This is a genomic window from Pantoea sp. AS142, assembly GCF_037152305.1.
In the GTDB taxonomy this organism is placed as follows: Bacteria; Pseudomonadota; Gammaproteobacteria; order Enterobacterales; family Enterobacteriaceae; genus Pantoea.
This window is the reverse complement of the sequence record NZ_JBBCMO010000011.1, coordinates 109682-132164: the sequence shown is the minus strand read 5'-3', so window position 1 is coordinate 132164 and position 22483 is coordinate 109682. Positions and strand designations below refer to the sequence as shown.

The window sequence follows — 22483 nt, the reverse complement described above, 5'->3', positions numbered from 1 at the left end:
TTAACCGGCTTTAATTGCCTGTCGCTTTTCTTTCGCCAGCATGGCTAATACCGCGACATCCAGTATCAGTGCCACGCTGCCGTCGCCAAGAATGGTCGCCGCTGACACACCTGGAACTTTGCGGTAATTAAGCTCAAGATTCTTCACCACCACCTGATGCTGGCCAATCAGTTGATCCACCAACAAGGCGTAGCGGCAGCCCGCACTCTGTACGATCACCGCAATGCCCTGATTGCTCTCATCTGCCTGGCCAGGCAGGTTGAACACCTGTCGCAATTCAACCAGCGGCAGATACTCTTCACGGACCTGTAGCATAAGTTCATCACCGGCCATGCGATAGAGCGCTTTCTCTGTAGGCAGCCGCGACTCCATCACTGTGCCGAGCGGCAGAACGTAAATTTCGTCACCAACCCGCACCGACATACCATCAAGAATCGCCAGCGTCAGCGGCAGAATAATGCGAATGGTCGAGCCTTTATCCTGTTCTGAATAGATTTCGACGTGACCGCCCATCGCCTGAATATTACGTTTCACCACGTCCATACCCACCCCACGTCCTGAGACGTCAGTCACTTTCTCGGCGGTGGAGAAGCCCGGTGCGAAGATCAACATCCAGACCTCTTCATCAGTGGCATTGTCAGCCACCGCCAGCCCCTGTGACTGCGCCCTGGCGAGGATCTTCTCGCGGTTTAGCCCGGCCCCGTCATCAATCACCTCTATTACAATATTGCCGCCATGATGCTCAGCAGACAGGATCAGATTCCCTTTTTCTGGCTTTCCTTTTGCCAGTCGGGCCTCTACCGGCTCAATGCCATGATCAAGACTGTTGCGCAACAGATGGGTCAGGGGATCGATAATCTTCTCAATCAGCCCTTTATCCAGTTCCGCCGAACCGCCACGCAGGGTCAGCTCAACTTTCTTATTAAGTTTGCTGGCCAGGTCATGCACCAGCCTTGGAAAGCGGCTGAAAACATACTCCATCGGCATCATTCGAATCGACATGACCGACTCCTGCAGATCCCGCGCATTACGTTCTAACTGGGCTATGCTGTTCACCAGTGCATCATGCTGGGAGGGATCGAGCCGTGATGAAAGCTGTGTCAGCATCGCCTGGGTAATGATCAGTTCACCCACCAGATTAATAATCTGGTCGACCTTATCCACCACCACCCGGATGCTGCCGCTTTCACTGGCGGGTGATTTGGCCGGTGCTTTGGGGCGGGCCGTTGACGCTGCGGCGGCTGGGGCCGGTGGCGCGACGCTGGCCGTAACGGCGGCGGTTTCCGCCGTTACACCCGCGTTCGCAGGTGTGATGACTATCTGATGCGGTTCCAGCACAAAACACATGACGGCAGTGATATCGTCGATGCTGGTCGTGGTATCGAGCACAATATCAACCTGATTGCCCGCCTGCTGCTGGCTAATGATCGTCCCCAGATTAGCCAGCTCATCAATTAAAGGCTGTTTGTCCAGTTCATTGATGTCCACTAGTCTGACAGAGAGCACCGTACCGCCGGGTGCTGACGCCGACTCAGGTTGCGGTTGCGGCGCAGATGGTGTTTGAGCGCTGTTTGGGGCTGCCTGAACCGTAACGGCAGGCTGCTTCACAGCCGCAGGTTCCCCGGCTTTGCTCTCTAAGGCAATCTGGCGTAATGCCTCACAGATATAACGGAAACTTTCATTATCCGGCTGCTGTGAAGATTTATACGCATCAAGTTGATCCTGCATAATATCTTTACTCTCAAGAAACAAATTAATAATATCACTGGTCAGTTGTAGTTCGCCGCAACGGGCCTCATCGAGTAAGTTTTCCAGTATATGGGTTGTTTCTTGTAATACTGTAAAGCCAAAGGTTCCCGCACCGCCTTTAATTGAATGGGCGGCGCGAAATATGGCGTTTAATAAATCCTTATCGGGTGAAAGCAAGTCAATATCCAGCAGATGCTTTTCCATATCTGCCAGTAACTCATCAGCCTCATCGAAGAAAGTCTGATAAAAATCACTTATGTCCATCATTTTCCCTCTGCTGCTCTATTTTTCCTGAAGAGATAACCGGCTGCCCATGGCGTTGCGCGTCGGAAGGGGTAACGTTTAGCTCCGACGATAATTTTTCCGTTTCTGGGGATGCAGTGAGTTTATTTAAAAGCGACTGCTCTTTAAGAATTTCATTTTCTTTTTCTTTACTGTGAACCAATATTGTTATACGGCGGTTAAGTGGGTTATCGCGACCGCTGCTGTCGAGGCTGACGCTGTCAGACATGCCGATAATGCGCAAAAATTTATCGGCCGAAATACCACCCTTAATGAGCGCACGCCGCGAAGCATTGGCGCGATCGGCTGAAAGCTCCCAGTTACCGTAGGCGGCATCGCCAGCGGCATAGGGCAAAGAGTCGGTGTGACCGGAGATCGTAATGCGATTGGGCAATTCATTCAGCGCGGGGGCCAGCGCCTCAAGAATGGCACGCATATAAGGCTCAGGTTCCCGGCTGCCAACCTTAAACATTGGGCGATCCTGACTGTCGGTAATCTGTACCAGCAGACCATTTTCGGTCAACGAGAGCAGCAGATTAGACTGGAAATTACTCAGCCGGGGATCCTGTTTAATCAGGCTGCGCAGCTTTTCACGCAGCGTTTCCAGGTTCTGGTCAGTTTTTTTCTTCTTTTGATCCAGCTTATCCAGTGTTTTCTTAAGCACTTCACCATCCTGCTTAATGACATTCTCGCCGCCACCGGGGATCACGCTGTCACTCAGGCTCGATTTATTGCCATGCGCCAGCGCAACCCGCAATGGCGTTTGAAAATATTCTGCGATCTGTTCACGGGTTTCAGGAGTCGAGGATGAAAGCAGCCACATCACCAGAAAGAAGGCCATCATCGCCGTCATAAAGTCGGCATAAGCAATTTTCCACGAACCACCGTGGCTGCCGCCATGTTTAGCTTTACGCTTTCGTTTAACCACCACCACGGCATGATTCTTCTTACTCATGTGGGCTCTTCCGCTGCCGGGCTTTGCGGTGCCGCTTTCACCTCACGAATGTGCTCTTCCAGCTCATAAAAGCTCGGACGCACCGTGGAGTAGAGCGTTTTGCGGCCAAATTCAACCGCGATTTGCGGCGCTGAATCGTTAATTGCCGCCAGCAACACTGCCTTGATACAGTGCAGGGCTTTGATTTTTTCGACACTTTTCTGGCGCAGCAACGCGGCCAGTGGGCTAACGAAACCGTAAGCCAACAGGATACCGAGAAAGGTTCCGACCATCGCATGCGCAATCAACTCGCCCAGCTCTGCAGCGGGACGGTCAGCGGACGCCAGCGCATGAACCACCCCCATGACCGCGGCGACAATACCAAAAGCCGGGAAACCATCACCCAGCGCGCCTAAACTGTCGGCGGGCACTTCCGCTTCATGGTCAGCGGTTTCAATCTCCTCATCCATCAGGGCTTCAATTTCAAACGCGTTGGTGCTGCCGCTGATCATTAAGCGCAGGTAGTCGATCAGGAAATTCATCAGGAATGAATCAGCCAGTAAGCGGGGATAATTAGCGAAGATGGCGCTGTTTTGGGGATCTTCGATCTCCGCCTCCAGCGACATCATGCCTTTCTGGCGGCCGCTTGCCAGCAGCAGATAAAGTAATGTCAGCAGGTCTACGTAGACCTCTTTGGTGAAATGGGAGCCTTTAAAAAGCAGGGGTATCGATTTAATCGTGGCTTTTATTGCTTTAGCATTATTACCGACGATAAAGGCACCAATGCCTGCCCCTCCGATAATTAATAATTCCGTTGGCTGAAACAGCGCGCCTAATTCACCACCCGACAGTACAAAACCGCCAATGACTGCGGCAAAAACCACAATATACCCCAAAACAACCAGCACAATAACCTCTTCATTATTAACAAAACCTTTATCGTTCGGAAGAGATTCCGGCAGAAAAAAAGGTGATACCTTAATAGCAGTGAACTACCCGGCGAGCCAAAAAGGGTTTGACTGGCTGAACAGTGTTATTTCATGGTCAATTCAGCATTCGCTGCTGTTAACCCGTAATTGGGTTAAACGGTACAGTTTTTTTATCTGCAGGATCCATGCTGCCTACCTTACTCATAGCAGCAGAGTCCGACGCAATCTTCTCTATGCCGTGCAATAAATCAGTCGATAAAATAATACCGGTATGAATACTTTGCAGCGCTTCCAGGCGGGAGCTTTTGGTGAGGCTATTTAACACGGATTCGCTTTCAATACGTAACTGACAGATCACTCTGTCCACCGAGGCCAGCCGCAATAATTCCGGCAATGGCAGGTTCTTTAACAAATTAAGCAGCTCGTCATCGATGCCCAAAAAAAAGCCCGCTGTACACGCGTCCTGCCGGATAAGATTCTGAGCCAGCAGCAAGTAAGAGAGATTAAAGGCATAGATCTTTTGCAACCGATCATCGTAACTGTACATACCTGTTTTCATCATAGTTATTAATCGCTTATACTTTTTGCATTGACGGGCGGCAATTCATAAACGATGAGGTTATTTATGTAAATCTAACCTGGCGCGTAACCGTTTAATCGCCTGACTGTGCAACTGACTGACACGCGTCTCAGTGATGCTAAGAATATAGCCAACCTCTTTCATATTAAGCTCTTGCTGATAATAGAGATTCAGCAACGTTTGTTCCCTTTCAGGCAGGTTTTTTATTTCCCGGCTGATATGAGCGGCTAACCGGGAAAACAGCGCTTCATTAAGTGGATTTAAGGCTTCGTGATGGCTGTCTGGTTGTTCGAAACTATCGCCAAACTCTTCCTGCAACTCATCCAGTGAATAGATCATGCTGTTGTTATTTTCCGCCAGCATTGACTGATATTCTGCCAGCGAAACGTCTAACGCCTGCGCCACTTCCGCCTCTGACGCCGGGTGGCCGCTCTCCTGTTCAATGCGCTGAATGGCGGTAGAGAGCCGCCGCGAGTTACTGCGTACTCGCCTTGGTACCCAATCCCGCTCACGTAACTCATCGATTAAAGCCCAACGAACCCGCTGACTGATATAGGTACTCAGTGCGATGCCTTTTTTAGGATCATAATTATCAATAGCATTTAACAATCCAACCGCACCCGCCTGAATAAGGTCATCCAACTCCACGCTTGCCGGTAATTTAACCTGTAAATTTAGCGCTTCCCGGCGCACCCAAAAACGGTACTTTAACCACAGCGCATTTTTATCAACCACACCTTCTGAGGTATAGATACCATCCAAAATTAACGATTCCACGCCAGCAAAACAGAATACCATTATTAACGATCGGCCAAAAATCAAATAGCCTGATAAGCCAGTACAAATAAGCGCATTTCGCCTGCCGAAAAAAAACAGAATTGATAAACAAACAACAGTGAAATACCGATGTTTGTTTATCCGTTTAGTTCTGGTTTAATTAAAAACTTGACCAGTCACTTTCTGTTTTATTTTTACCGAATGCCAGTTCACTCTTAACCATCGGTTTTTTCATCGCGGCCGTGCTGACATATTTGGTGCTGCTTTCTTCACCTGCCTGCGCATTGTCCTGCAGCGAAAACTGCGACACCGCTCGCTCCAGATTATGCGCATACTCTTCAACGCTGCGCGCTACGCTGGCAGCCTGCTCAACCATGCTGGCATTTTGCTGAGTCACTGAATCCATCTCGTTTACTGCCTGCGCGATTTGGTTGATGCCAGTGCTTTGCTCATCAGACGCCGAGGTGATCTCCGACATGATGTCCGTAACCTGCGTAACCGATTTCACCACTTCATTCATCGCGGTACCCGCCAGCTCCACCTCTTGCGAACCGGTACTCATGTTGGAGACGCAGACATTAATCAGCTGACGAATCTCTTTCGCCGCATCCGCACTGCGCTTCGCCAGGCTACGCACTTCACCGGCCACCACGGCAAATCCACGGCCCTGTTCACCGGCACGCGCCGCTTCCACGGCCGCATTCAGCGCCAGGATATTGGTCTGGTTGGCAATACTGTCGATAACGCCATTGATATCGGCGATCTGGCGCGAGTTTTCGGTAATCTCACGCATAATACTGTCGAGATTGACCATCACATCGCCGCCTTTGCGCGCGCTGCTGTTGGCACTTTCTACCAACTGTTTGGCGCTGTGCGCATTATCGGCATTCTGACGCACCGTAATTTTCAACTCTTCCATGCTGGCCGCGGTCTGTTGTAAAGCGGACGCCTGCTGCTCGGTGCGCGAAGAGAGTTCGTTGTTGCTATTGGCAATTTCCTGGGCGCTGCCATAGATGTTGGATACGCCGATGCGGATATCTGACACGGTTGTGGTTAGCGAGACGCGCATTTTTTCGAGCTCGGCCAGCATTTCACCAATTTCATTTTCCGCGCCAATTTTAATCGGCTGGCTTAAATTACCTGATGCCAGCAACGCGAACGTCTCCCGAGTCTGGTTAAGACGGATAAATACAGTCCTTTTTAACCAGATACGCGCGATTATTACAATAATGATTGAGATGATCAGGATGGCATAGGCGCAGGCCAGCATGGTTTCATTTTTTTCATCCCCTTGCTGCTTGTGCTGCGCCAGCAGCGTCTTGAGCACATGATCATACTCATCCATTTCATCTTTTATGACGATACGATACTGACTGGTTTGTTTCTCCAGCATGCTGACATCGCCTAGCTCTGCTGCTGGATCGATCAACGCATCGCGCATACTCAGGGTAAAATTCAACAGATCGGTATAAGCCTTATTAACTTTCTGAACCTGCTCATACTCCTCTGTAGAGAGAGAGGGCTGACTTTTAAATGCTTTGAAAGCGACATTCGCTTTAGCCACTAACTGATCAATAATGGCGATGTTCCCTTTATCAGCGTTACGGACGCCACTTTTCTCAAAATTATCTTTTTCAATAAACGTGTCCATTACCGCCAGGCCGACCGCATTATTCAGATTACCGACCGCATCCTCAATCGGATTGGAGGCGTTGGAAATGGTAATCGCATCCTCAACCTGTTTGTCAAATCGGTGTGTGCTGGTAAAATTGAAAAAAGAGATGATGGCCAAAAACAGAACAAAAACAATCATCAGGGTATTTAACCCTGCCGAGACTTTAAGATTTTTAAACATGATAATCCTACGGGATTCTGAAGAATCGATAAATAATTACTGTGTTTTCACATTGCCGTTAAAAATTTAATAATAGATTTTTATCATTTGAAATTAAAAATCGAAATTTGTTGCATGGCCTGGAATACCGTCATTGATGAGGTGAGAGCGAACGCAGCAATTTTTGACTGGGAAATCTGGGTATCTGAATCTGACCCAATCGCCTGTTGCAGTCGCGCTGTCACATTTATTTTTTGCGCATCTGAGCTAAAGCTAAGTGAATCAAGTTGTTGCAGGTTACAGCCTACTTCTGACTGGATTTTTCCTATATGATCAATGTTTTTCTTAACGCTGTTATTCACGCTGTCCAGGGTATCTTTCAGTGCCTGGCGCTCATCCTCGCTCGTGATGGGTTTATTTAACGCATCGATCGCTTTATCGATAGCGCTCAGCAGGTCATCGCTAGTGCCGCTCATAAACAACTGTTGCCCTGTGTGGCCAACCTGCATCTCAACGTTATCACTGACCTGTTGGGTAAGCGGCGTATCGCCTCCGACATAACTGCCATCGTCGGCAAACGGCGCGTTACCGGTTTTATAACCGGCAAAAATATAGCGGCCATTGCTGTCGCAGCTATTGCCCAGCTCGCGTAGACTGCCGCGGATCCCCTTTAATTCAGTTGCCAGCGACTGACGATCCTGATCTGAATAAGCACCATTACCGCCGGCAATAATTTTCTCAGACAGACTACCGGTGAGGATGCTTTGAATACTGCTCAGGGTGTTGTCTTCCTGGCCTAAGGTATCCTCCGCATAACTCCTGGCAGTGTCATACTGACTCATACTTGCTAATGTGTTTTGCAATGCGACTGCCTGAGACGCACCTGCCGGGTTGTCCGAAGGCGTTAATAAGGTCTGACCTGCGGCAAGATGTGCTTGAATAGTATTTCCGGTAGCCATTGATTTAGTGATGCTATCAATATTGTGCTGATACATATAGTGAGTACTAAAGCGCATCGCTATAACCTCTGTTAAGTAATAATAATCGCTAACGGAAAGCGCTATTTAATGCTGAGTATGGTATCGAACAGCGTCGTCGCCGTTTGTAATACCTGGGAATTAGCCTGGTAATACTGGGTATACATTTGCATGTTGATATATTCTTCGTTCATATCGACCCCTGATACCGACTGCTGCTGCTGACTCCACTGATCCAGCACGCCGGAGGCAGTAGCACAGCCCGATTTTAGTGACGTCATTGAAGAACCAACCGAGCTCACCAGGCTGGCATACGCCTCACTCAAGGTTGATTTACCGATCAACTGCTGGTTTTTAATATCAAGCATCTTTTTGATATTTTCATTATTGCTTTGATCCGTTGCGTCGGCAGAGCTTGAGGCCGCAATTTTCTCGCCGCCGTCGATCGCCACCGTCAGGGAGCCAGCGGCACCCGCGAGCGGATTAAACACAAAACTGTCATTAGCCTGCGGGGTGCCCTGCGGTTTAACCGTTACGCCATCAAAACTCAGCGATCCATCATCCCCGACAGTCGGGGTGATAGTTTGCCCATCACCGGTTTTTACCGTCCAGTCGCTTGCGGATGGGCCAGTAAAGGTCAGGGTATAATCCTGCGCCTGAACCGCGCTATTGTCGCTACGTGAAATGACCAATGACGCGTCACCGCTATTATTGCTATTGGCGATCGCCTGAGGATCGTCAAGCGAGAAGATAGCCGAACCCGCATCGCCGTTTTGATCGTACCCCGCCTGGTTGACCTGATTAAATTTACTGGCCATCTTCAACGCCAGCTGATTGAGCTGATTTTCAGCATCTTTCAGATCGGTATTACGAAATTTAAACAGTCCACCCAGCGTGCCGGTACTCAGGGTATCGTCATCCAGCAACATGTCGTCACCAGCATTATTGGTGTATGCCACCACCAGTTTGTTCGGGTCATCTGCTGCAGGTTGCGCTTTTAATTCACATACATCCTCACCGTTCACTAATGAATAGCCGTTCGCCAGTGTGACATCTACGCACCCGGTGGTGCTGTTCTCATTCACCTTAATGCCGGTCAGCCCGCTAAGCTGGCCCAATACCTGATCGCGCTGATCCATCAGGTCCGATGGCAGGGTGCCGCTGGATGCCTGAACTTTGGCAATTTCTTTATTCAGGTTGGCGAGCTGTTTAGCACAGCCATTAATATCGCTCACTGCCTGACTGATTTTGGTATTAGTGCTTTTTTCTAATCCTTTCAGCGTGTCGCTATTGGTTCGATACTGGTTAGCGATCGCTTTAAACTGTGAATAGACCTCCTGACGCGCGGCGGCGTTGGCGGGATCGCTACTCATTTTTTCCATTGCACCAAACATATTTCCCATCGTGACGGAAATATTGTTGGTATTGTCACCGAACATGTCATCAATCTGAGTCAGCTGTTCATAACGTCCGTTCAGACCTTCAAATTGCGCGTTGGCACCGCGTACCTGATTGTTAAGAAAACCGTCATAACTGCGCTTAACATCATTTGTCTGCACGCCATAGCCGAAGAAACCGTAACCGGTGGCGCGGCCGCCCGCTTCACCCAGAATAATATTCTGCCGACTGTAGCCGTCAGTCATTGCATTACTTAAATTGTTACCCACCACATTCAGGGCTGCCTGGGCTGCGCTAAGCCCGCTCTGGGCAATATTAAATAAGTTCATCGCTTTACCAGCCTCATATTTTATGAGTCGAGGCCACGATCTGGCCTGGAAATTTTATATCATTATTAATTAATCGTGAGTTTCAGAAAAAACTAAAATCTTAAACGCTAAAATAATTCTTCCAGCGATTTTTTATAACGGCCTGCCCCGCTAGCCAGATCATTCTGGACATAACGAACAATATTCATTAACTTTTTCGCATAATTCGGATCGGTTGCGTAACCGCTTTCCTGTAAAGCGTGCGCGGCCTTTTCAACTGACGGGCTATTAATGACTTTCTGATAACGCGGATTGGTGGTTAAAAACGTGGCGTAGTCAGCTAAGGATTCCGCGTAATTTTTATAAACCTTAAACGAGGCTTTCACTTTCCGCAGCGCGCCGTTGATATATTCCGACGTGGCGATCTCGGTGGTTTCACCTTTCCAGTCCGGCGTCGCTTTGATACCAAACAGATTATGGCTCGGCTTACCATGAGCGGTCAGGATCTCACGATCTCCCCAGCCTGACTCCAGCGCAGCCTGGGCGATAATCAGCTGATGTGGAATCCCGCTGTGACGCGCCACCTCTCTGGCGGGTGACATCAGGCGGGAAATAAAGCTGTCATTATCTGGCCGGTTGCCAGCCGGGGTCCGCTGATGCGTGACGCTGGCGCCCGGTTCTGCTGGCTGCGGATGCAGGCTGGCATTAATCAGCGTCGAAATCAGCGATTCCTGGGTGGGTGCCGCGGGAGCGGGTTCCGCAGCCCCCATCTGCCGAGCGATTTGATCGGCAAACCCCAGTTTTCCCTGCGCCGCGATATCCTGTGAAATCTGCTGATCGTACATGGAGGTAAACATCTGTGACTGCGGGTTATCAAACAGCCCGCCTTTAAATGACGCCTCACGCATGCTTTTCAGCATCATCTGAACAAACAGTCCTTCCATCTGCTGAGCCGCTGCTTTCAGCCCCTGCTGCGGTGAACGCTTTGCCGTCAGCTTTAGCGCCTCCAGATTACGTAAATCGAAGGCGGCCCCGGTTTTAAAGTCAGACTTGCTCATCAGTCCGTTTCCAGTCGGGCATGGAGACAACCGGCGCTTTTCATCGACTGCAGAATGGCCATGAGATCGTTTGGCGTCGCGCCCAGGCTGTTCAATGCCCTTACAACGCTGTTGAGATCGGCACTGGTATTGAGCCGCTGTAGCGAACCGCCGCTGTTGCGCATCGACACCTGGGTTTCAGGCGTGACTACCGTGCTGCCACCCGCCAGTGGTGTATCGGGCTGGCTGACCTGATTGCTGCGCGCCACTTCGACGGTCAGATTACCCTGCGCCACCGCACACGCATCCAGCGCAACGTGGCGGTTCATCACCACCGACCCGGTACGCGAGTTGATAATAATTCGGGCATCGCCCGCATCAGCCTTGATCGGGATATTCTGGATATTTGCCAGGAAACGTACTCGTGCGGCGCTATCCTGCGGCGCATTCAGACGGACCGTTCTGGCATTTTCCGCCGACGCCGTCGCCCCGCCATAGCGTCGGTTGATTTCGTCGCTGATCTGCTGCGCAAAGGTAAAGTCATCTTCATTCAACTGCAACCGCAGCACATTGTCATCCGCGAAACTGGTCGGAACTTCCCGCTCAACCATCGCGCCATTGCTGATGCGGGCGCCGTTGAGTTGGTTAACCTGAACCCGGCTGCCGCCCCCCTGCGCACCCGCGCCGCTCACCAGTAAATTTCCCTGAGCTAACGCATAAATCTGGTTATCCACACCTTTAAGTGGCGTCATCAGCAGCGTGCCGCCGCGCAGACTTTTGGCGTTGCCCATCGAGGAGACCACCACATCAATTTTATCGCCTGCGCGGGCAAAGGCGGGCAGTTCCGCGGTCACCATCACCGCGGCCACATTTTTTAGCTGCATATTGGTGCCAGTCGGAACGGTAATCCCCAGCTGAGAGAGCATATTGCTCAGGCTTTGGGTGGTAAACGGCGTCTGCATGGTCTGATCGCCGGAGCCATCCAGACCCACCACCAGACCATATCCCATCAGTGAATTGCTGCGAACGCCCTGTACTGAGGTAAAATCGCGGATGCGTTCTGCATGCACGGCGACCGGGAGTAATAAATTCAGACCCACGCAGAGCAGAGTCAGATAGCGCTTCATGTGTGCGATTTTCATAATCAGTGAGTTAAAACGGAGAAAGGTTAAGGAAAAGGCGCTGTAACCAGCCCATTTGCTGCGCTTCGTTGATATAGCCATTGCCGACATACTCAATTCTGGCGTCAGCCACCTGCGTCGAAGAGACGGTATTACTGCCACTGATGGTGCGAGGATTTACCACACCGGAGAAACGGATAAACTCCGTTCCCTGATTGATCTCAATCTGCTTTTCACCCACCACCCGCAAATTGCCATTTTCCAGAACCTGATTCACCGTTACCGTCAGCGTACCGCTAAAGGTGTTTTTGGCCGCTGCGCCGCCCTTGCCGGTGAAATCATTTTTTGCGCTGATGCTGGTATTGGTCCTGTCGCTGCCGAATAAGCCGGACAAAAATTTCGGTGTCGCATCAAACGCCAGCGAGTCAGACCCCCCGCGGCTGGCATTTGCCGAGGAACTTTTACTGGCGCTGACGTTCTCCTGCAATACGATGGTCAGAATATCGCCGACGTTACGCGGCCGACGATCTTCAAACATCGGCTGATAACCGTAATTCATCGCCTGACCGCTCTGGAACACCGAGCCATTGTTGACCGCTGGCATTGCGGCTACCGGTTCGGCGGTCGTTTTTCCCTCAATCAATGGCGTGTGCGGGATATAAGCACAGCCGTTGAGCGCTAACATCCCTATGATGCTAAAGAGCAGAGTGCCAGAACTGCGCAAAATGCGAGGGGAAGCGACGAGACTCCTCGCCGGATAAGCCTTACCATTCATGTTATAACCACATATCTTAATGCCGCGGCACCGCTAACAGCCCGCGGCGACCCGCGTTATAAATTCGACAGCCGCTGCAACATCTGATCGGATGTTGATACCGCCTTACTGTTTATCTCATAGGCGCGCTGAGTCTGGATCATATTGACCAGTTCTTCCGCCACATTGACGTTGGAGGTTTCGACATAGCCCTGTTTGAGCGTCCCGCCACCGTTCAGCCCTGGCGTCGTTTCATTGGGTGCGCCGGATGCCTGGGTTTCGTGGTAAATATTCTCACCCAGGCTTTCCAGTCCAGACTCATTGATGAAGGTAGTGAGCGTCAGTTGACCTACCTGCTGCGGTGCGGTTTGTCCCGGCAGGGTAACGCTAACCAGCCCGTCGTTGCCGATGGTCAGCGACTCAGCATCCTGGGGGATGGTAATAGCAGGCTGGACCGGATAGCCGCTGGAGGTAACCAGCTGTCCATTCTGATCGAACTGGAACGAACCATCGCGGGTGTAACCGGTGGTGCCGTCCGGCAACTGGATCTGGAAGAAACCGCCACCCTGAATCGCCACATCTTTACTGTTATTGGTCTGCGTCAGGCTGCCCTGACTGTGAATACGTTCCGTCGCTACCGGGCGGACGCCGGTACCAATCTGCAGGCCTGACGGGATAGTGGTCTGCTCAGAGGATTGAGCGCCAGGCTGACGTAACGTCTGATAAATCAGGTCTTCAAATACCGCACGCTGGCGTTTAAACCCATTGGTACTGACGTTGGCCAGGTTATTGGATATCACATCCATATTGGTCTGCTGGGCTTCGAGACCGGTTTTTGCAATCCATAAAGAACGGATCATGGTTTGATTTCTCCTCGCCGGGGGTTAACTCAGCATTAGCAGCTGATTGGCGCTTTTTTCATTGTCATCAACGGTGCTGATGATTTTCATGTGCATATCGAAGCTACGGGCGGTGGCGATCATATCGACCATGGTCTTCACCGGGCTGACGTTGCTGCTTTCCAGCATGCCCGGCATCAGTCGCAGAGAGGGGTCCATTGGCAATGGCGCGCTGCTGCCCGCTGATGTGCTGTCGCTAAGATGAAACACGCCATCCTCGCCCATCTGAAGAGAACGGGCATCGGCTTTCACCATCTTCACCTGCCCGACCTGCGCCAGCGCCGTTGGCTCATCGCCAGCACCCAGCGCACTCAGGGTGCCGTCAGGAGCAATGGTGATCTGCGACTGGGGCGGCACGCTAAGCGGGCCGCCATCACCCAACAACGGCAGACCGTGAACCTGCAAGCCACCTTCACTATTGACCTCAATGTTGCCATCGCGGGTATAGGCTTCGCTGCCATCCGGCAGTTGAACGGCCAGCCAGCCATCCTGGGGTAACGCCACATCCAGATCGCGATCGGTCTGATGCACCGCGCCCATGGTGGTGTCGTTCCAGGGCGTGGATTCCGTCACCAGGGTTCGGGTGGGCACCGACGGGCCATTCACCGGCACCGCCCGATACGCCATAAGCTGCGCGCGAAAACCTGTGGTTGAGGCGTTGGCCAGATTATTCGCCGTTATCGCCTGGCGGTTGAGCGCAGCAGTAGCCGCGCCCATTGCGGTATAAATCGCACGATCCATAATGAGCCGCCGTTAGCCAAGGTTAACCAGAGTTTGCAGCAGCTCTGATTGGGTTTTGATGGTTTGTGAATTGGATTGGTAGTTACGCTGGTAGACGATCATGTTGACCATCTCTTTACTCAGATCGACATTAGAGGCTTCCAGCTTATTACCGTATAAAGTGCCCAGATTACCCGAACCGGAGGTACCGGTGACCGGCTGACCCGACTCCGGCGTTTCGCTCCAGCAGTTATTGCCTTGCGACGAGAGGCCGCCTGGGTTGGTGAAGTTGCTTAACACCACCTGACCCAGTAACTGCTGCTGGCCGTTGCTGTAAGAGGCGATGACCTGGCCATTATCGCCGACGGTGTAACCATTCATCAGGCCTGGCGCATAACCGGTGGTAGTGGGACTGTTCATCGAGAATTCTGACGCCTGCTGGGTCATGCCGGTCAGGTCTAAGTCAAAATTAAGCGCTTCGCCGCCGTGATACGCCGCGCCCTGAACGTGGAGTTTCGCCGGATTGGTGGTTAGCTGGCCGGAGGTATCAAACTGCAGGGCGGTCTGCTGAAAGCCATCGCCCGGCGCGGTCATATCTTTGGAATAGGCCGTCCACTGGTTATCCGCCGTTTTCGCGAAGTAAACGTTGATAGTGTGCTTGTTTCCCAGACTGTCATAGGCGTTAATCATGGTTGGCGCGGTGCTGTAGCTGGTGCTGTCGGTCGGATCAAAGGTGGTATTAGTAACCACATCACTTCCCGAGGGCAGGTTGCCGTTAAGCGTACCGCTGTCCGAGGCGCGAGCCGGCATCTGTCCGTCAGGGATCTGAATCGGACCGACCGCAGCACCCGGCTGAATCGTTGGCGGGGTACCGGTGGCCTGATAACCGGTCAGAAACATCCCCTGGTTGTTGATGACGTAGCCGTTGGCATCTTTCTGGAACTGCCCATTGCGGCTGTAAAAGACGCGCCCGGCTTCATTCTGCAAACGGAAAAAACCGTTGCCCTGGATACCCATATCCAGACTGCCTGTGCCTGCGCCCAGGACGCCATCAGTGAAACTCTGATTCACCGCGGAGACCTGTACCCCCATACCCACCTGCGAACCGGCAAAGACATCGGCGAAGGCAATAGATCCTGTCTTAAACCCGACCGTCTGGGAGTTCGCAATGTTGTTACCGACAACATCCAGGGCTTGTGACGCTGCATTCAACCCGCTAAGGCCTTGAGAAAAGCTCATTATTCTTTTTCCTGATCCATCAACAAATTATTGAATTATTCGATTTCGTAAACCTGCCCGAGGGTCGCCGTGCCATCAATGCCCAACTCCAGCAGCGAGCCGCCAGAAGAAAAGGCCACGCTCTCAACTTTGGCTTTTTTCAGTGCCACGATTTTCGGTGCGTCGCCACTGCTGTTGCTGGCGGAAAATGAGACATCATAGCTAGTGCCTTCCGGCGGTGAGGCAGGCTCAAAGTTGCTCAGGTCATCAAGGCTGTAGCTCTGAACGCCCGCTTTGACGTGGGGGAGTTCGGCATGATAGGCATTGCCTTCCTTGTCGGTGAGCGTCACTTCGACATTATCCGCATCGCTATCCAGCGCGAATGAGAAGGTTTTATTAGCGCCCTGCTCATCGCTGTTATTGATCACCGATTTGCCTTCGACCAACACCGTCCGCCCAACCCAGGCAGAGGCATTCATCTGCTGCATACTGGAGACCAGCGTCCCGACGCTATTTAGCGTATCGTTAAGTTGCTCTACCCCGGCGGCGGTATTAAATTGCGCCAGCTGCGAGGTCATCTGGTTATTATCCATCGGGTTGGTCGGGTCCTGGTTCTGCATTTGCGCAACCAGCAGCGTCATGAAGTTTTTCATTAAGTCCGCAGTACTGGTGCCATCCGTGGCCGCAGTTGTGGTATTGCTGTTATTGTTATTAACATTGTTATTGTTGCTGCCCATTATTGGCGAGATGGCCATTCTGTTATTCCTTATTGACCCAGCGTCAGCGTTTTAAGCATCAGGGTTTTTGCCGTATTCATTACATCCACATCTGCCTGATAACTGCGTGAAGCGGAAATGGTATTCACCATTTCACCGGCTACATCCACATTCGGCATATGCACATATCCTTTACCATCCGCCAGAGGATTGCCCGGCTCATACATCAGTCGATCTGGTGCGTTACTTTCCACCACATCACTGACGCGAACACCGCCGATTGGCTGATCTGGCGCACCATCAACTTTAAAAATAACTTCTTTGGCTCGGTAAGGTTTGCCATCCGGGCCAGCGATGCTGTCGGCATTGGCCATATTACTGGCGCTGACGTTCAGCCTCTTCGATTGTGCCGTCATGGCTGAACTGGAAATATCAAAAATACTGAGCAGTGACATATCAATAATTACCCCTGATTAATCGCGCTCATCACATTTTTAATTTGCGCACTGAGAATCGTCAGACCTGATTGATATTTCACACTATTATCAACAAAGTTGGCACGTTCGCGGTCCATATCAACCGTATTACCGTCTGCTGAAGGCTGATCGGGAATACGGTATAAAAGATCAAGATCATCCACCGTCTGTGCCTTTGCGGCAATGTGATGACCCGAAGTTAACGTTAATGCCAACGGCCCGATGTGGCCATCAGAGCGGGAAACGGCGGCTTTTAATTGTGAAGTGAAATCGATATCTCTGGCCAGATAGCCCGGTGTGTCAGCGTTTGCCACATTTGAAGCCAGAATATTCTGGCGCTTATTGAGCAGAGATAGTGCTGTCTGCTGGAAGCCTAATTCGCTGTCGAGTTTATCAAGCATAAGGATTATTTATCTCGTGCCGATGGGATTTTAATTGCGCTATTTTAAAAGAGAGCAGCCGAAATCTATAATTTGAAAAATCGACACAAACAGGCTTACTTGACCGTTTAACCGTGCAATTAAAAAAAACAACAAGCTCAATTCGGATAAATGGCTGCATTTATGGCATCACTTCTTTCATCAGAAGATGTTCTTTTTAACGTACAATTATCACGCAGAACGCGTCATTATTAATGCGCAACCTCTTATTATTGCCATCCAGGAAATCCGCATTGTGGCGAAACAATTTATCAATATCATTAAAAGGGTCACGCTAATACTCTGGCTGGCCGCAGCCGGTATTTCCAGCGCGGCGGAGAACGACAATCCGCTGACGGCAGCAATAACAACTCTGTTGAACAACACTATTAATTTACCGCCCTCGCTAAGGCCATCATTGCAGGTGAAACTGATGACACCGCCCGCGCAGTTAGCCACGCTCTGTGACAGACCGGCGCTCTCGCTGAGCGGTAACCTGGGCCGATTAGCGGGCGCGCACAGCATCATTGCGCAGTGCGCCGCCCGGCGGCACTTTATTCAGATACATGTGGATGCGACGGCAACCTGGTGGCAGGCAACCCGCTTATTGCGACCGGGTGAGCTGGTCACTGAAGAGGCAATTCATCCGCAACGCGGCTCGCTGGAACATTTGCCCGCTGGACTGATTTTTGACCCGCAGCGGATTATCGGGCGCGTGACGTTACGTACCGTTCATCCGGGCGATAAGCTGGTCGAAAGCCAGCTTCGCCAGCGCTGGGCAATCGTCGCCGGTGAGAAGGCAGAGGTGATTTACCGGGGTGATGGCTTTACGATTCGTGCGACGGCGAAGGCGCTGGACAATGCCGCACTGAGTCAGCATTTACGGGTTCAGACGGCAACCGGTCAGATCGTTACCGCAACGGCCATTGGCGAGGGTCAGGCCGCGGTGGTGGCTGATTAATCCAGGCGACGTAAAAGATAACCGACCCGCTGCCTTCAGTATTTTCGACAACGCCCGATAATTTACTTAACTGGAAAATATTTTTACCGAACAAAGTGTCGAGGATAATAATGAGCATTGAACATAGCCAAAAGATATCGCCTGCCGTATTCACCAAGATTCATCCCGAAGCGGCGAAACAGACTGACCGGCGTACCGTGCAGGGTGCGACCACGGCCAACAAAACCCGTACCGGTACCAAAGTCAGCCTGAGTAACCAGATCCAGTCGCTGCAAACCAACAGCAGCCAGGATATCAACGTCGAACATCTGGATAAGATCAAAGTGGCACTCGCCGCCGGCGACCTGCCTATTGATACCGATAAGATTGCAAACGCCCTGACAAAGGAAATGTTTCAGATTATCTAATTCGCGTGGCTAACTGATGAATGATCTCCGTATTACCCTGATAAAACTGCACGGTTTATTAGAAGAACTTAAACCGGTGCTCACTGAAGAGCTGGGCCAGCTCAACCGGCCGCAGCTTAACCCGGTTACCCTACAGATGCTGTCTGACAATAAAAGTCGCCTGCTATCGACAATTAATTTTTTCGAAGAGCAGCGCAAGGCGGAAGAAACGAAGCTGGGCATTGCGGCTCCCTATGAGCAACAGCCGATGCTGAAGACGCTGTGGGATGACGTGGTCGCGATTGCCCGCGAGACGCGGACAATGAATCTGAGCATCTATCCCATTTTAGAGCTTCAGATGCAGAAAGCCTTAACCCTGAAAAGTATGGTGAAGCAGGTGAGTAATTGCGTGGCGCTATACGGGGCTGATGGCACTTCCCAGCAAAGCATTAAGGGAAAGGCGTACAACATAAACATTTAACGGCATGACGATTACGCACCGTGTTATTAATGCACTGAAACTGCGAAAAAACGGTCAATCCCGATGTGGTAACCGCGCAGTCAGACTGTCAGGAGTTTTGCGGTTTTTTTCCTGCCGGGCCACGGTACACTCGCCGCCTGTCTGCTTCTGAAATGACTGCCCCGTCAGCGCGTGCGTACGGTTTCGACACCGATGCCAGAGCCTGTCGCCCCTTTCATGGATTGCGTGCGCCACGATCACTGACTGACTGCTGCCCTTAGTACGCGGTTTTCTCTGCGATGATAAATCAACCACTTAATCCATTCTGTCGAGCGCCTGCTGTGTTCCAACCGGAGAGGCGGATATCTGGTGGCATACCTACGCACGAACCCGCCCAGCCGAAAAATTTTACTGCTCTTTATCATCCTTAAAAGGTCCTCTTATGAAAGCCTTAATCAGAAGAATCCCCTGCTTCAGATCCTTTTTATCTTCCCCTGACGCGGTCGATATGCCAGAACCGGCGAGCGCTGAGCGCGAGCTTCCCCTGCCGGCGACGCCAAATTATGAACGGATTATTTGTACTCAGTTACTGAAAGGGGTTCCTACTTTAGAGGTAGTGAGGAATGCACTACTTAAATCGAGCCAGGATCTGAGAAGTGAGCAGCAGGCCATTGATGAACTCAATGCGCGTAACAGCAGCGCCAGACAATCGCTGGAGAATCTCGTTGCGCTGATTGGCCAAATCGATATGAGCGTCAGTCAAAACACCGACTCGCTGACACAGTTCAAATGCTCTTTAGACGAGATCAATAAATATATCTTTGAGATCAATCAACTATCACGGCAGACCAATCTGATCGCGATTAACTCGGCTATCGAAGCTGCACATGTCGGCAGCAAAGGCGCAGGTTTTAGCGTGATCGCGAAAGAGATAAAGTTTCTCTCTGAGCAGGTGAATAGCAGCGCCAATAGTATCTCCGCCCTGACCAGGGCCATTGAAAGCAGTGCCGGGAATGTCTGTGAGGGAGTAGCCGATCAGCGGCCTGTGATCGAACAGATCAACACCGATCTCAATCATGTGGTGGAGTTGATCAAAATCGTTATCTCACGATCATCCAGAATGCAGTCCATTATCTCGTTTATCTCTACGCTGCAGTTTCTCAATACCGTTAAGCTGGACCATGTGATCTGGAAACTTCAGGTCTATACGCTGCTGCTTGATAAGCGCGAAGATTACCATGTCAATGCGCATACTGAGTGTCGTCTGGGGAAATGGTATTACACGGGTGAAGGAAGTCACTTCAGGCAGCATGTCGCCTGGCAACAACTCGAACAGCCTCATGCTACTGTGCATACCTCGGGTCGGCGAGCACTGGAAACTTTTTTTAACCATGCCATACCGGAGATGACAGCCGAGCTGGAGAAAATGGAAGAGGCGAGCCATCAGGTTGTTCAGTTACTGGATCAGCTGGCATCCGAGATTCAATATTAACCTGCAGCGCCAGGTCATGTGATCTGGCGCCCGCCTGGGACATCGGTGTGGCCGGTGTGACCTGACAGCAGGATCAGCGTTACCCCCCGCACCCGGTAATCCGTTACGCTCTGATAATCGGCAGCGGTCAGATCACATCTGGCCAGGACTTGCGTTAGCCTGACACACCGTTAAAGATTACCGCTGAGCAAAGAAGGGTGATCCTCATCGAAAGCAAATATCTCCACAATGTCGGCCAGTTTTGTAGCCTGAAGATTCATTTGCTGGATAATAGAAGAGGACTCTTCAACTAATACCGAGTTTTGTTGAGTGACGCTGTCCATTTGCGTGAGCGCACTGGCAACCTGGTTTATTCCCTGGCTTTGCTCTTCAGAGGCGCTGGCGATCTCTTTCATGATGTTGCTGACCTGTTCAACTGAAGAAACAATCTCTTTCATCGCACTGCCGGCCTGCGCGACCTGCAACGTACCTTCATTGACGTTAGTCACAGAGCCTTTTATCAGCGAACCAATCTCCTCTGCCGCCTCGGCGCTGCGCCTGGCCAGATTACGAACTTCAGAGGCGACCACGGCAAAACCCCGTCCCTGAACCCCGGCTCGTGCGGCTTCAACCGCAGCATTGAGCGCCAGCATATTAGTCTGATTGGCGATGCCGTTGATGACGCGATTTATTTCAGCAATCTGTTTCGCACTGTTTTCAATTTTCTGCATGGTGTTAATCACTTCCAGCATCACCTCCGATCCCGTCTGCGCCACCTCGTTAGCTTCCGCGGCTAACGTATTGGCTTGTTTCGCGTTGTCACTGTTGTGGGCGACGGTGGTTTTGATCTGCTCCATGCTGGCAGCCGTTTGCTGCAGTGAGCAAGCCTGCGCTTGGGTACGAGATGAAAGATTTTCATTGCCGTACGCGATCTCTCCAGAAATATTTCCTATCCGGCTGGATGCCGTTTTAATTGAGGACGCAATATGGGTCAGCGAAATGCGCATCTCATCCAGTTCACGGTGGATGCCATTGATATCCTGACGCCGCGGATTCTGATCTGCCGCTAAATTTCCCTGCGCGATAGCCCGGATATTGGCTTTGATATCGGATGTCACCGTGATGAATTCTTTACGCAGTATGCGGTAGAAGATCGCCGAGCCGAGGAGGAAAACCACCAGAATGGCGAAAATGACCGATGTTGCGGAGTTGTAAGCATCTTCAACGCTGTCTTTGGTGCCCTTCACATCGTACTTCAGTATTAACTCGCGAAACCCCATTGCCAGTTGATCAAAGGCTGCGATATGTTCCGCGCTGGGATCAGTCTTAATGTTATTGATTGCGATTTTTAACTGGTTGGTTTTCTCAACACCGCTAGCTGTTTTGACCGGTGCCACCAACAAAAATTGGTCAAATGTTTTATAAGCTTTGGCAAGTGAGGGATCGATCTTCGCTTTGGTGGTTTCACCATGATGGAGAAAGCTGCTGGTTCGCGCCAGATAATCATTCTGATAAAAGCCTAAGGTAAAGCCGTAAACGCGCTCATTAATCAGTGAAATCGAATACAAGGAACAGGCAGAAATCACCAGAAAGCAGCACAGCAGCAGGATAAATGCCCCTATCATCGTGATCTTAAGTCGACTGCAACCTATAACTTCCCTCATCCTTTCAATAATTCTCATAACATTCTCTTTTTAAAATAAGCCTTATTATAAAATAATTTCATGACAACAAGCCGTATTGAGACAAAACTCACTTCTGGACATAACAAAAGGAAATTCCATTCAGTAATATAACCTTCAGCCGCTGGTTTTCTAAAGAGCGAAAACAGCCATGAATCAGCTTAACGGCCTGTATAAAATAAAGTGACATAACTAACTGTTCTGACAGGAATTAGCACAAAGAGGAATCCGTAGCTATTATCATTACGATTTAAACACCGTATTTATCAGCCTAATAGAACATACTATTTTACGTATTTTATGCCGTCAGGCTTCGCCCGGAATATATATTTAGGATATAATATCGTTTAATATTTATTGTTGCTGGCACGGAGATTTATCAACACATATTAAAC

General features: G+C 50.8%; 22 protein-coding genes. 4 read left to right on the top strand and 18 right to left on the bottom strand.

Annotated elements, in window-relative coordinates; genetic code table 11:
* The 17 genes from cheA to flgB all read right to left on the bottom strand — a co-directional run bounded on the left by cheA (position 1) and on the right by flgB (position 17110).
* The gene (cheA, locus tag WFO64_RS18790) at positions 1 to 2013 is read right to left on the bottom strand and encodes a chemotaxis protein CheA (protein ID WP_337013605.1); all 2013 of its coding nucleotides are present in this window, start codon (positions 2011 to 2013) and stop codon (positions 1 to 3) included.
* Positions 2000 to 2986 carry a flagellar motor protein MotB gene (gene motB / locus WFO64_RS18785; RefSeq protein ID WP_337013554.1) on the bottom strand — a complete coding sequence of 329 codons (987 nt, stop codon included), beginning with the start codon at positions 2984 to 2986 and terminating at the stop codon, positions 2000 to 2002. The genes cheA and motB overlap by 14 nt, the downstream gene beginning before the upstream one ends.
* Entirely contained in the window at positions 2983 to 3873 is an 891-nt protein-coding gene (motA, locus tag WFO64_RS18780; RefSeq protein WP_337013553.1) for a flagellar motor stator protein MotA, read from the bottom strand. The genes motB and motA overlap by 4 nt, the downstream gene beginning before the upstream one ends.
* 157 nt (positions 3874 to 4030) lie before the next feature.
* The gene (flhD, locus tag WFO64_RS18775; protein ID WP_337013552.1) at positions 4031 to 4441 is read right to left on the bottom strand and encodes a flagellar transcriptional regulator FlhD; all 411 of its coding nucleotides are present in this window, start codon (positions 4439 to 4441) and stop codon (positions 4031 to 4033) included.
* A 72-nt stretch (positions 4442 to 4513) separates the two neighbouring features.
* Positions 4514 to 5236: an RNA polymerase sigma factor FliA gene (locus WFO64_RS18770; protein ID WP_337013551.1), complete on the bottom strand. Its 723-nt coding sequence runs from the start codon at positions 5234 to 5236 to the stop codon at positions 4514 to 4516.
* A gap of 175 nt (positions 5237 to 5411) precedes the next feature.
* Positions 5412 to 7106, bottom strand: coding sequence for a methyl-accepting chemotaxis protein (locus WFO64_RS18765; RefSeq protein WP_337013550.1), 1695 nt, complete (start codon positions 7104 to 7106; stop codon positions 5412 to 5414).
* Positions 7107 to 7189: 83 nt separating this feature from the next.
* Complete coding sequence (gene flgL / locus WFO64_RS18760; RefSeq protein WP_337013549.1) at positions 7190 to 8101, bottom strand: flagellar hook-associated protein FlgL; 912 nt, start codon at positions 8099 to 8101, stop codon at positions 7190 to 7192.
* A gap of 44 nt (positions 8102 to 8145) precedes the next feature.
* The gene (flgK, locus tag WFO64_RS18755; protein ID WP_337013548.1) at positions 8146 to 9789 is read right to left on the bottom strand and encodes a flagellar hook-associated protein FlgK; all 1644 of its coding nucleotides are present in this window, start codon (positions 9787 to 9789) and stop codon (positions 8146 to 8148) included.
* Between the two features lie 107 nt (positions 9790 to 9896).
* A complete protein-coding gene (flgJ, locus tag WFO64_RS18750; protein ID WP_337013547.1) occupies positions 9897 to 10826 on the bottom strand; it encodes a flagellar assembly peptidoglycan hydrolase FlgJ in 930 nt (309 codons plus the stop codon).
* Positions 10826 to 11932, bottom strand: a complete 1107-nt coding sequence (locus tag WFO64_RS18745) for a flagellar basal body P-ring protein FlgI (protein WP_442956163.1) — start codon at positions 11930 to 11932, stop codon at positions 10826 to 10828. The genes flgJ and WFO64_RS18745 overlap by 1 nt, the downstream gene beginning before the upstream one ends.
* 25 nt (positions 11933 to 11957) lie before the next feature.
* Positions 11958 to 12611, bottom strand: a complete 654-nt coding sequence (locus WFO64_RS18740; RefSeq protein WP_337013545.1) for a flagellar basal body L-ring protein FlgH — start codon at positions 12609 to 12611, stop codon at positions 11958 to 11960.
* Between the two features lie 146 nt (positions 12612 to 12757).
* Positions 12758 to 13540, bottom strand: a complete 783-nt coding sequence (gene flgG / locus WFO64_RS18735; protein WP_337013544.1) for a flagellar basal-body rod protein FlgG — start codon at positions 13538 to 13540, stop codon at positions 12758 to 12760.
* A 24-nt stretch (positions 13541 to 13564) separates the two neighbouring features.
* On the bottom strand, positions 13565 to 14320 hold the full coding sequence (locus tag WFO64_RS18730; protein WP_337013543.1) for a flagellar basal body rod protein FlgF: 756 nt from the start codon (positions 14318 to 14320) through the stop codon (positions 13565 to 13567).
* A 12-nt stretch (positions 14321 to 14332) separates the two neighbouring features.
* Complete coding sequence (gene flgE, locus WFO64_RS18725; RefSeq protein WP_337013542.1) at positions 14333 to 15538, bottom strand: flagellar hook protein FlgE; 1206 nt, start codon at positions 15536 to 15538, stop codon at positions 14333 to 14335.
* A gap of 35 nt (positions 15539 to 15573) precedes the next feature.
* Positions 15574 to 16272 (bottom strand): flagellar hook assembly protein FlgD, encoded by a 699-nt coding sequence (locus tag WFO64_RS18720; protein ID WP_337013541.1) that lies wholly within the window; start codon positions 16270 to 16272, stop codon positions 15574 to 15576.
* Positions 16273 to 16283: 11 nt separating this feature from the next.
* The gene (flgC, locus tag WFO64_RS18715) at positions 16284 to 16688 is read right to left on the bottom strand and encodes a flagellar basal body rod protein FlgC (protein ID WP_337013540.1); all 405 of its coding nucleotides are present in this window, start codon (positions 16686 to 16688) and stop codon (positions 16284 to 16286) included.
* Positions 16689 to 16696: 8 nt separating this feature from the next.
* Complete coding sequence (gene flgB / locus WFO64_RS18710; protein WP_337013539.1) at positions 16697 to 17110, bottom strand: flagellar basal body rod protein FlgB; 414 nt, start codon at positions 17108 to 17110, stop codon at positions 16697 to 16699.
* A gap of 274 nt (positions 17111 to 17384) precedes the next feature.
* On the opposite strand from flgB, the gene flgA reads away from it, so the two are divergent.
* From flgA to WFO64_RS18690, 4 genes are all read left to right on the top strand, one after another.
* On the top strand, positions 17385 to 18089 hold the full coding sequence (gene flgA / locus WFO64_RS18705) for a flagellar basal body P-ring formation chaperone FlgA (protein WP_337013538.1): 705 nt from the start codon (positions 17385 to 17387) through the stop codon (positions 18087 to 18089).
* A gap of 110 nt (positions 18090 to 18199) precedes the next feature.
* A complete protein-coding gene (gene flgM, locus WFO64_RS18700; RefSeq protein WP_337013537.1) occupies positions 18200 to 18496 on the top strand; it encodes a flagellar biosynthesis anti-sigma factor FlgM in 297 nt (98 codons plus the stop codon).
* A gap of 16 nt (positions 18497 to 18512) precedes the next feature.
* Positions 18513 to 18956, top strand: coding sequence for a flagella synthesis protein FlgN (locus tag WFO64_RS18695; protein ID WP_337013536.1), 444 nt, complete (start codon positions 18513 to 18515; stop codon positions 18954 to 18956).
* 595 nt (positions 18957 to 19551) lie between these two features.
* A complete protein-coding gene (locus tag WFO64_RS18690; protein ID WP_337013535.1) occupies positions 19552 to 20427 on the top strand; it encodes a methyl-accepting chemotaxis protein in 876 nt (291 codons plus the stop codon).
* Between the two features lie 170 nt (positions 20428 to 20597).
* Here the strand turns inward: WFO64_RS18690 and WFO64_RS18685 are convergent, their stop codons facing one another.
* Positions 20598 to 22031 (bottom strand): methyl-accepting chemotaxis protein, encoded by a 1434-nt coding sequence (locus WFO64_RS18685; protein WP_337013534.1) that lies wholly within the window; start codon positions 22029 to 22031, stop codon positions 20598 to 20600.
* Between the last annotated feature and the right edge of the window lie 452 nt (positions 22032 to 22483).

Excerpts from the sequence above, each read along its gene's own strand:
- cheA (WP_337013605.1), bottom strand. The coding sequence starts at position 2,013 with ATGGACATAAGTGATTTTTATCAGACTTTCTTCGATGAGGCTGATGAG.
- motB (WP_337013554.1), bottom strand. The coding sequence starts at position 2,986 with ATGAGTAAGAAGAATCATGCCGTGGTGGTGGTTAAACGAAAGCGTAAA.
- flhD (WP_337013552.1), bottom strand. The coding sequence starts at position 4,441 with ATGTACAGTTACGATGATCGGTTGCAAAAGATCTATGCCTTTAATCTC.
- WFO64_RS18765 (WP_337013550.1), bottom strand. The coding sequence starts at position 7,106 with ATGTTTAAAAATCTTAAAGTCTCGGCAGGGTTAAATACCCTGATGATT.
- flgL (WP_337013549.1), bottom strand. The coding sequence starts at position 8,101 with ATGCGCTTTAGTACTCACTATATGTATCAGCACAATATTGATAGCATC.
- flgK (WP_337013548.1), bottom strand. The coding sequence starts at position 9,789 with ATGAACTTATTTAATATTGCCCAGAGCGGGCTTAGCGCAGCCCAGGCA.
- flgJ (WP_337013547.1), bottom strand. The coding sequence starts at position 10,826 with ATGAGCAAGTCTGACTTTAAAACCGGGGCCGCCTTCGATTTACGTAAT.
- WFO64_RS18745 (WP_442956163.1), bottom strand. The coding sequence starts at position 11,932 with ATGAAGCGCTATCTGACTCTGCTCTGCGTGGGTCTGAATTTATTACTC.
- WFO64_RS18740 (WP_337013545.1), bottom strand. The coding sequence starts at position 12,611 with ATGTTAGCGCTCAACGGCTGTGCTTATATCCCGCACACGCCATTGATT.
- flgG (WP_337013544.1), bottom strand. The coding sequence starts at position 13,540 with ATGATCCGTTCTTTATGGATTGCAAAAACCGGTCTCGAAGCCCAGCAG.
- WFO64_RS18730 (WP_337013543.1), bottom strand. The coding sequence starts at position 14,320 with ATGGATCGTGCGATTTATACCGCAATGGGCGCGGCTACTGCTGCGCTC.
- flgE (WP_337013542.1), bottom strand. The coding sequence starts at position 15,538 with ATGAGCTTTTCTCAAGGCCTTAGCGGGTTGAATGCAGCGTCACAAGCC.
- WFO64_RS18720 (WP_337013541.1), bottom strand. The coding sequence starts at position 16,272 with ATGGCCATCTCGCCAATAATGGGCAGCAACAATAACAATGTTAATAAC.
- flgC (WP_337013540.1), bottom strand. The coding sequence starts at position 16,688 with ATGTCACTGCTCAGTATTTTTGATATTTCCAGTTCAGCCATGACGGCA.
- flgB (WP_337013539.1), bottom strand. The coding sequence starts at position 17,110 with ATGCTTGATAAACTCGACAGCGAATTAGGCTTCCAGCAGACAGCACTA.
- flgM (WP_337013537.1), top strand. The coding sequence starts at position 18,200 with ATGAGCATTGAACATAGCCAAAAGATATCGCCTGCCGTATTCACCAAG.
- WFO64_RS18695 (WP_337013536.1), top strand. The coding sequence starts at position 18,513 with ATGAATGATCTCCGTATTACCCTGATAAAACTGCACGGTTTATTAGAA.
- WFO64_RS18685 (WP_337013534.1), bottom strand. The coding sequence starts at position 22,031 with ATGATAGGGGCATTTATCCTGCTGCTGTGCTGCTTTCTGGTGATTTCT.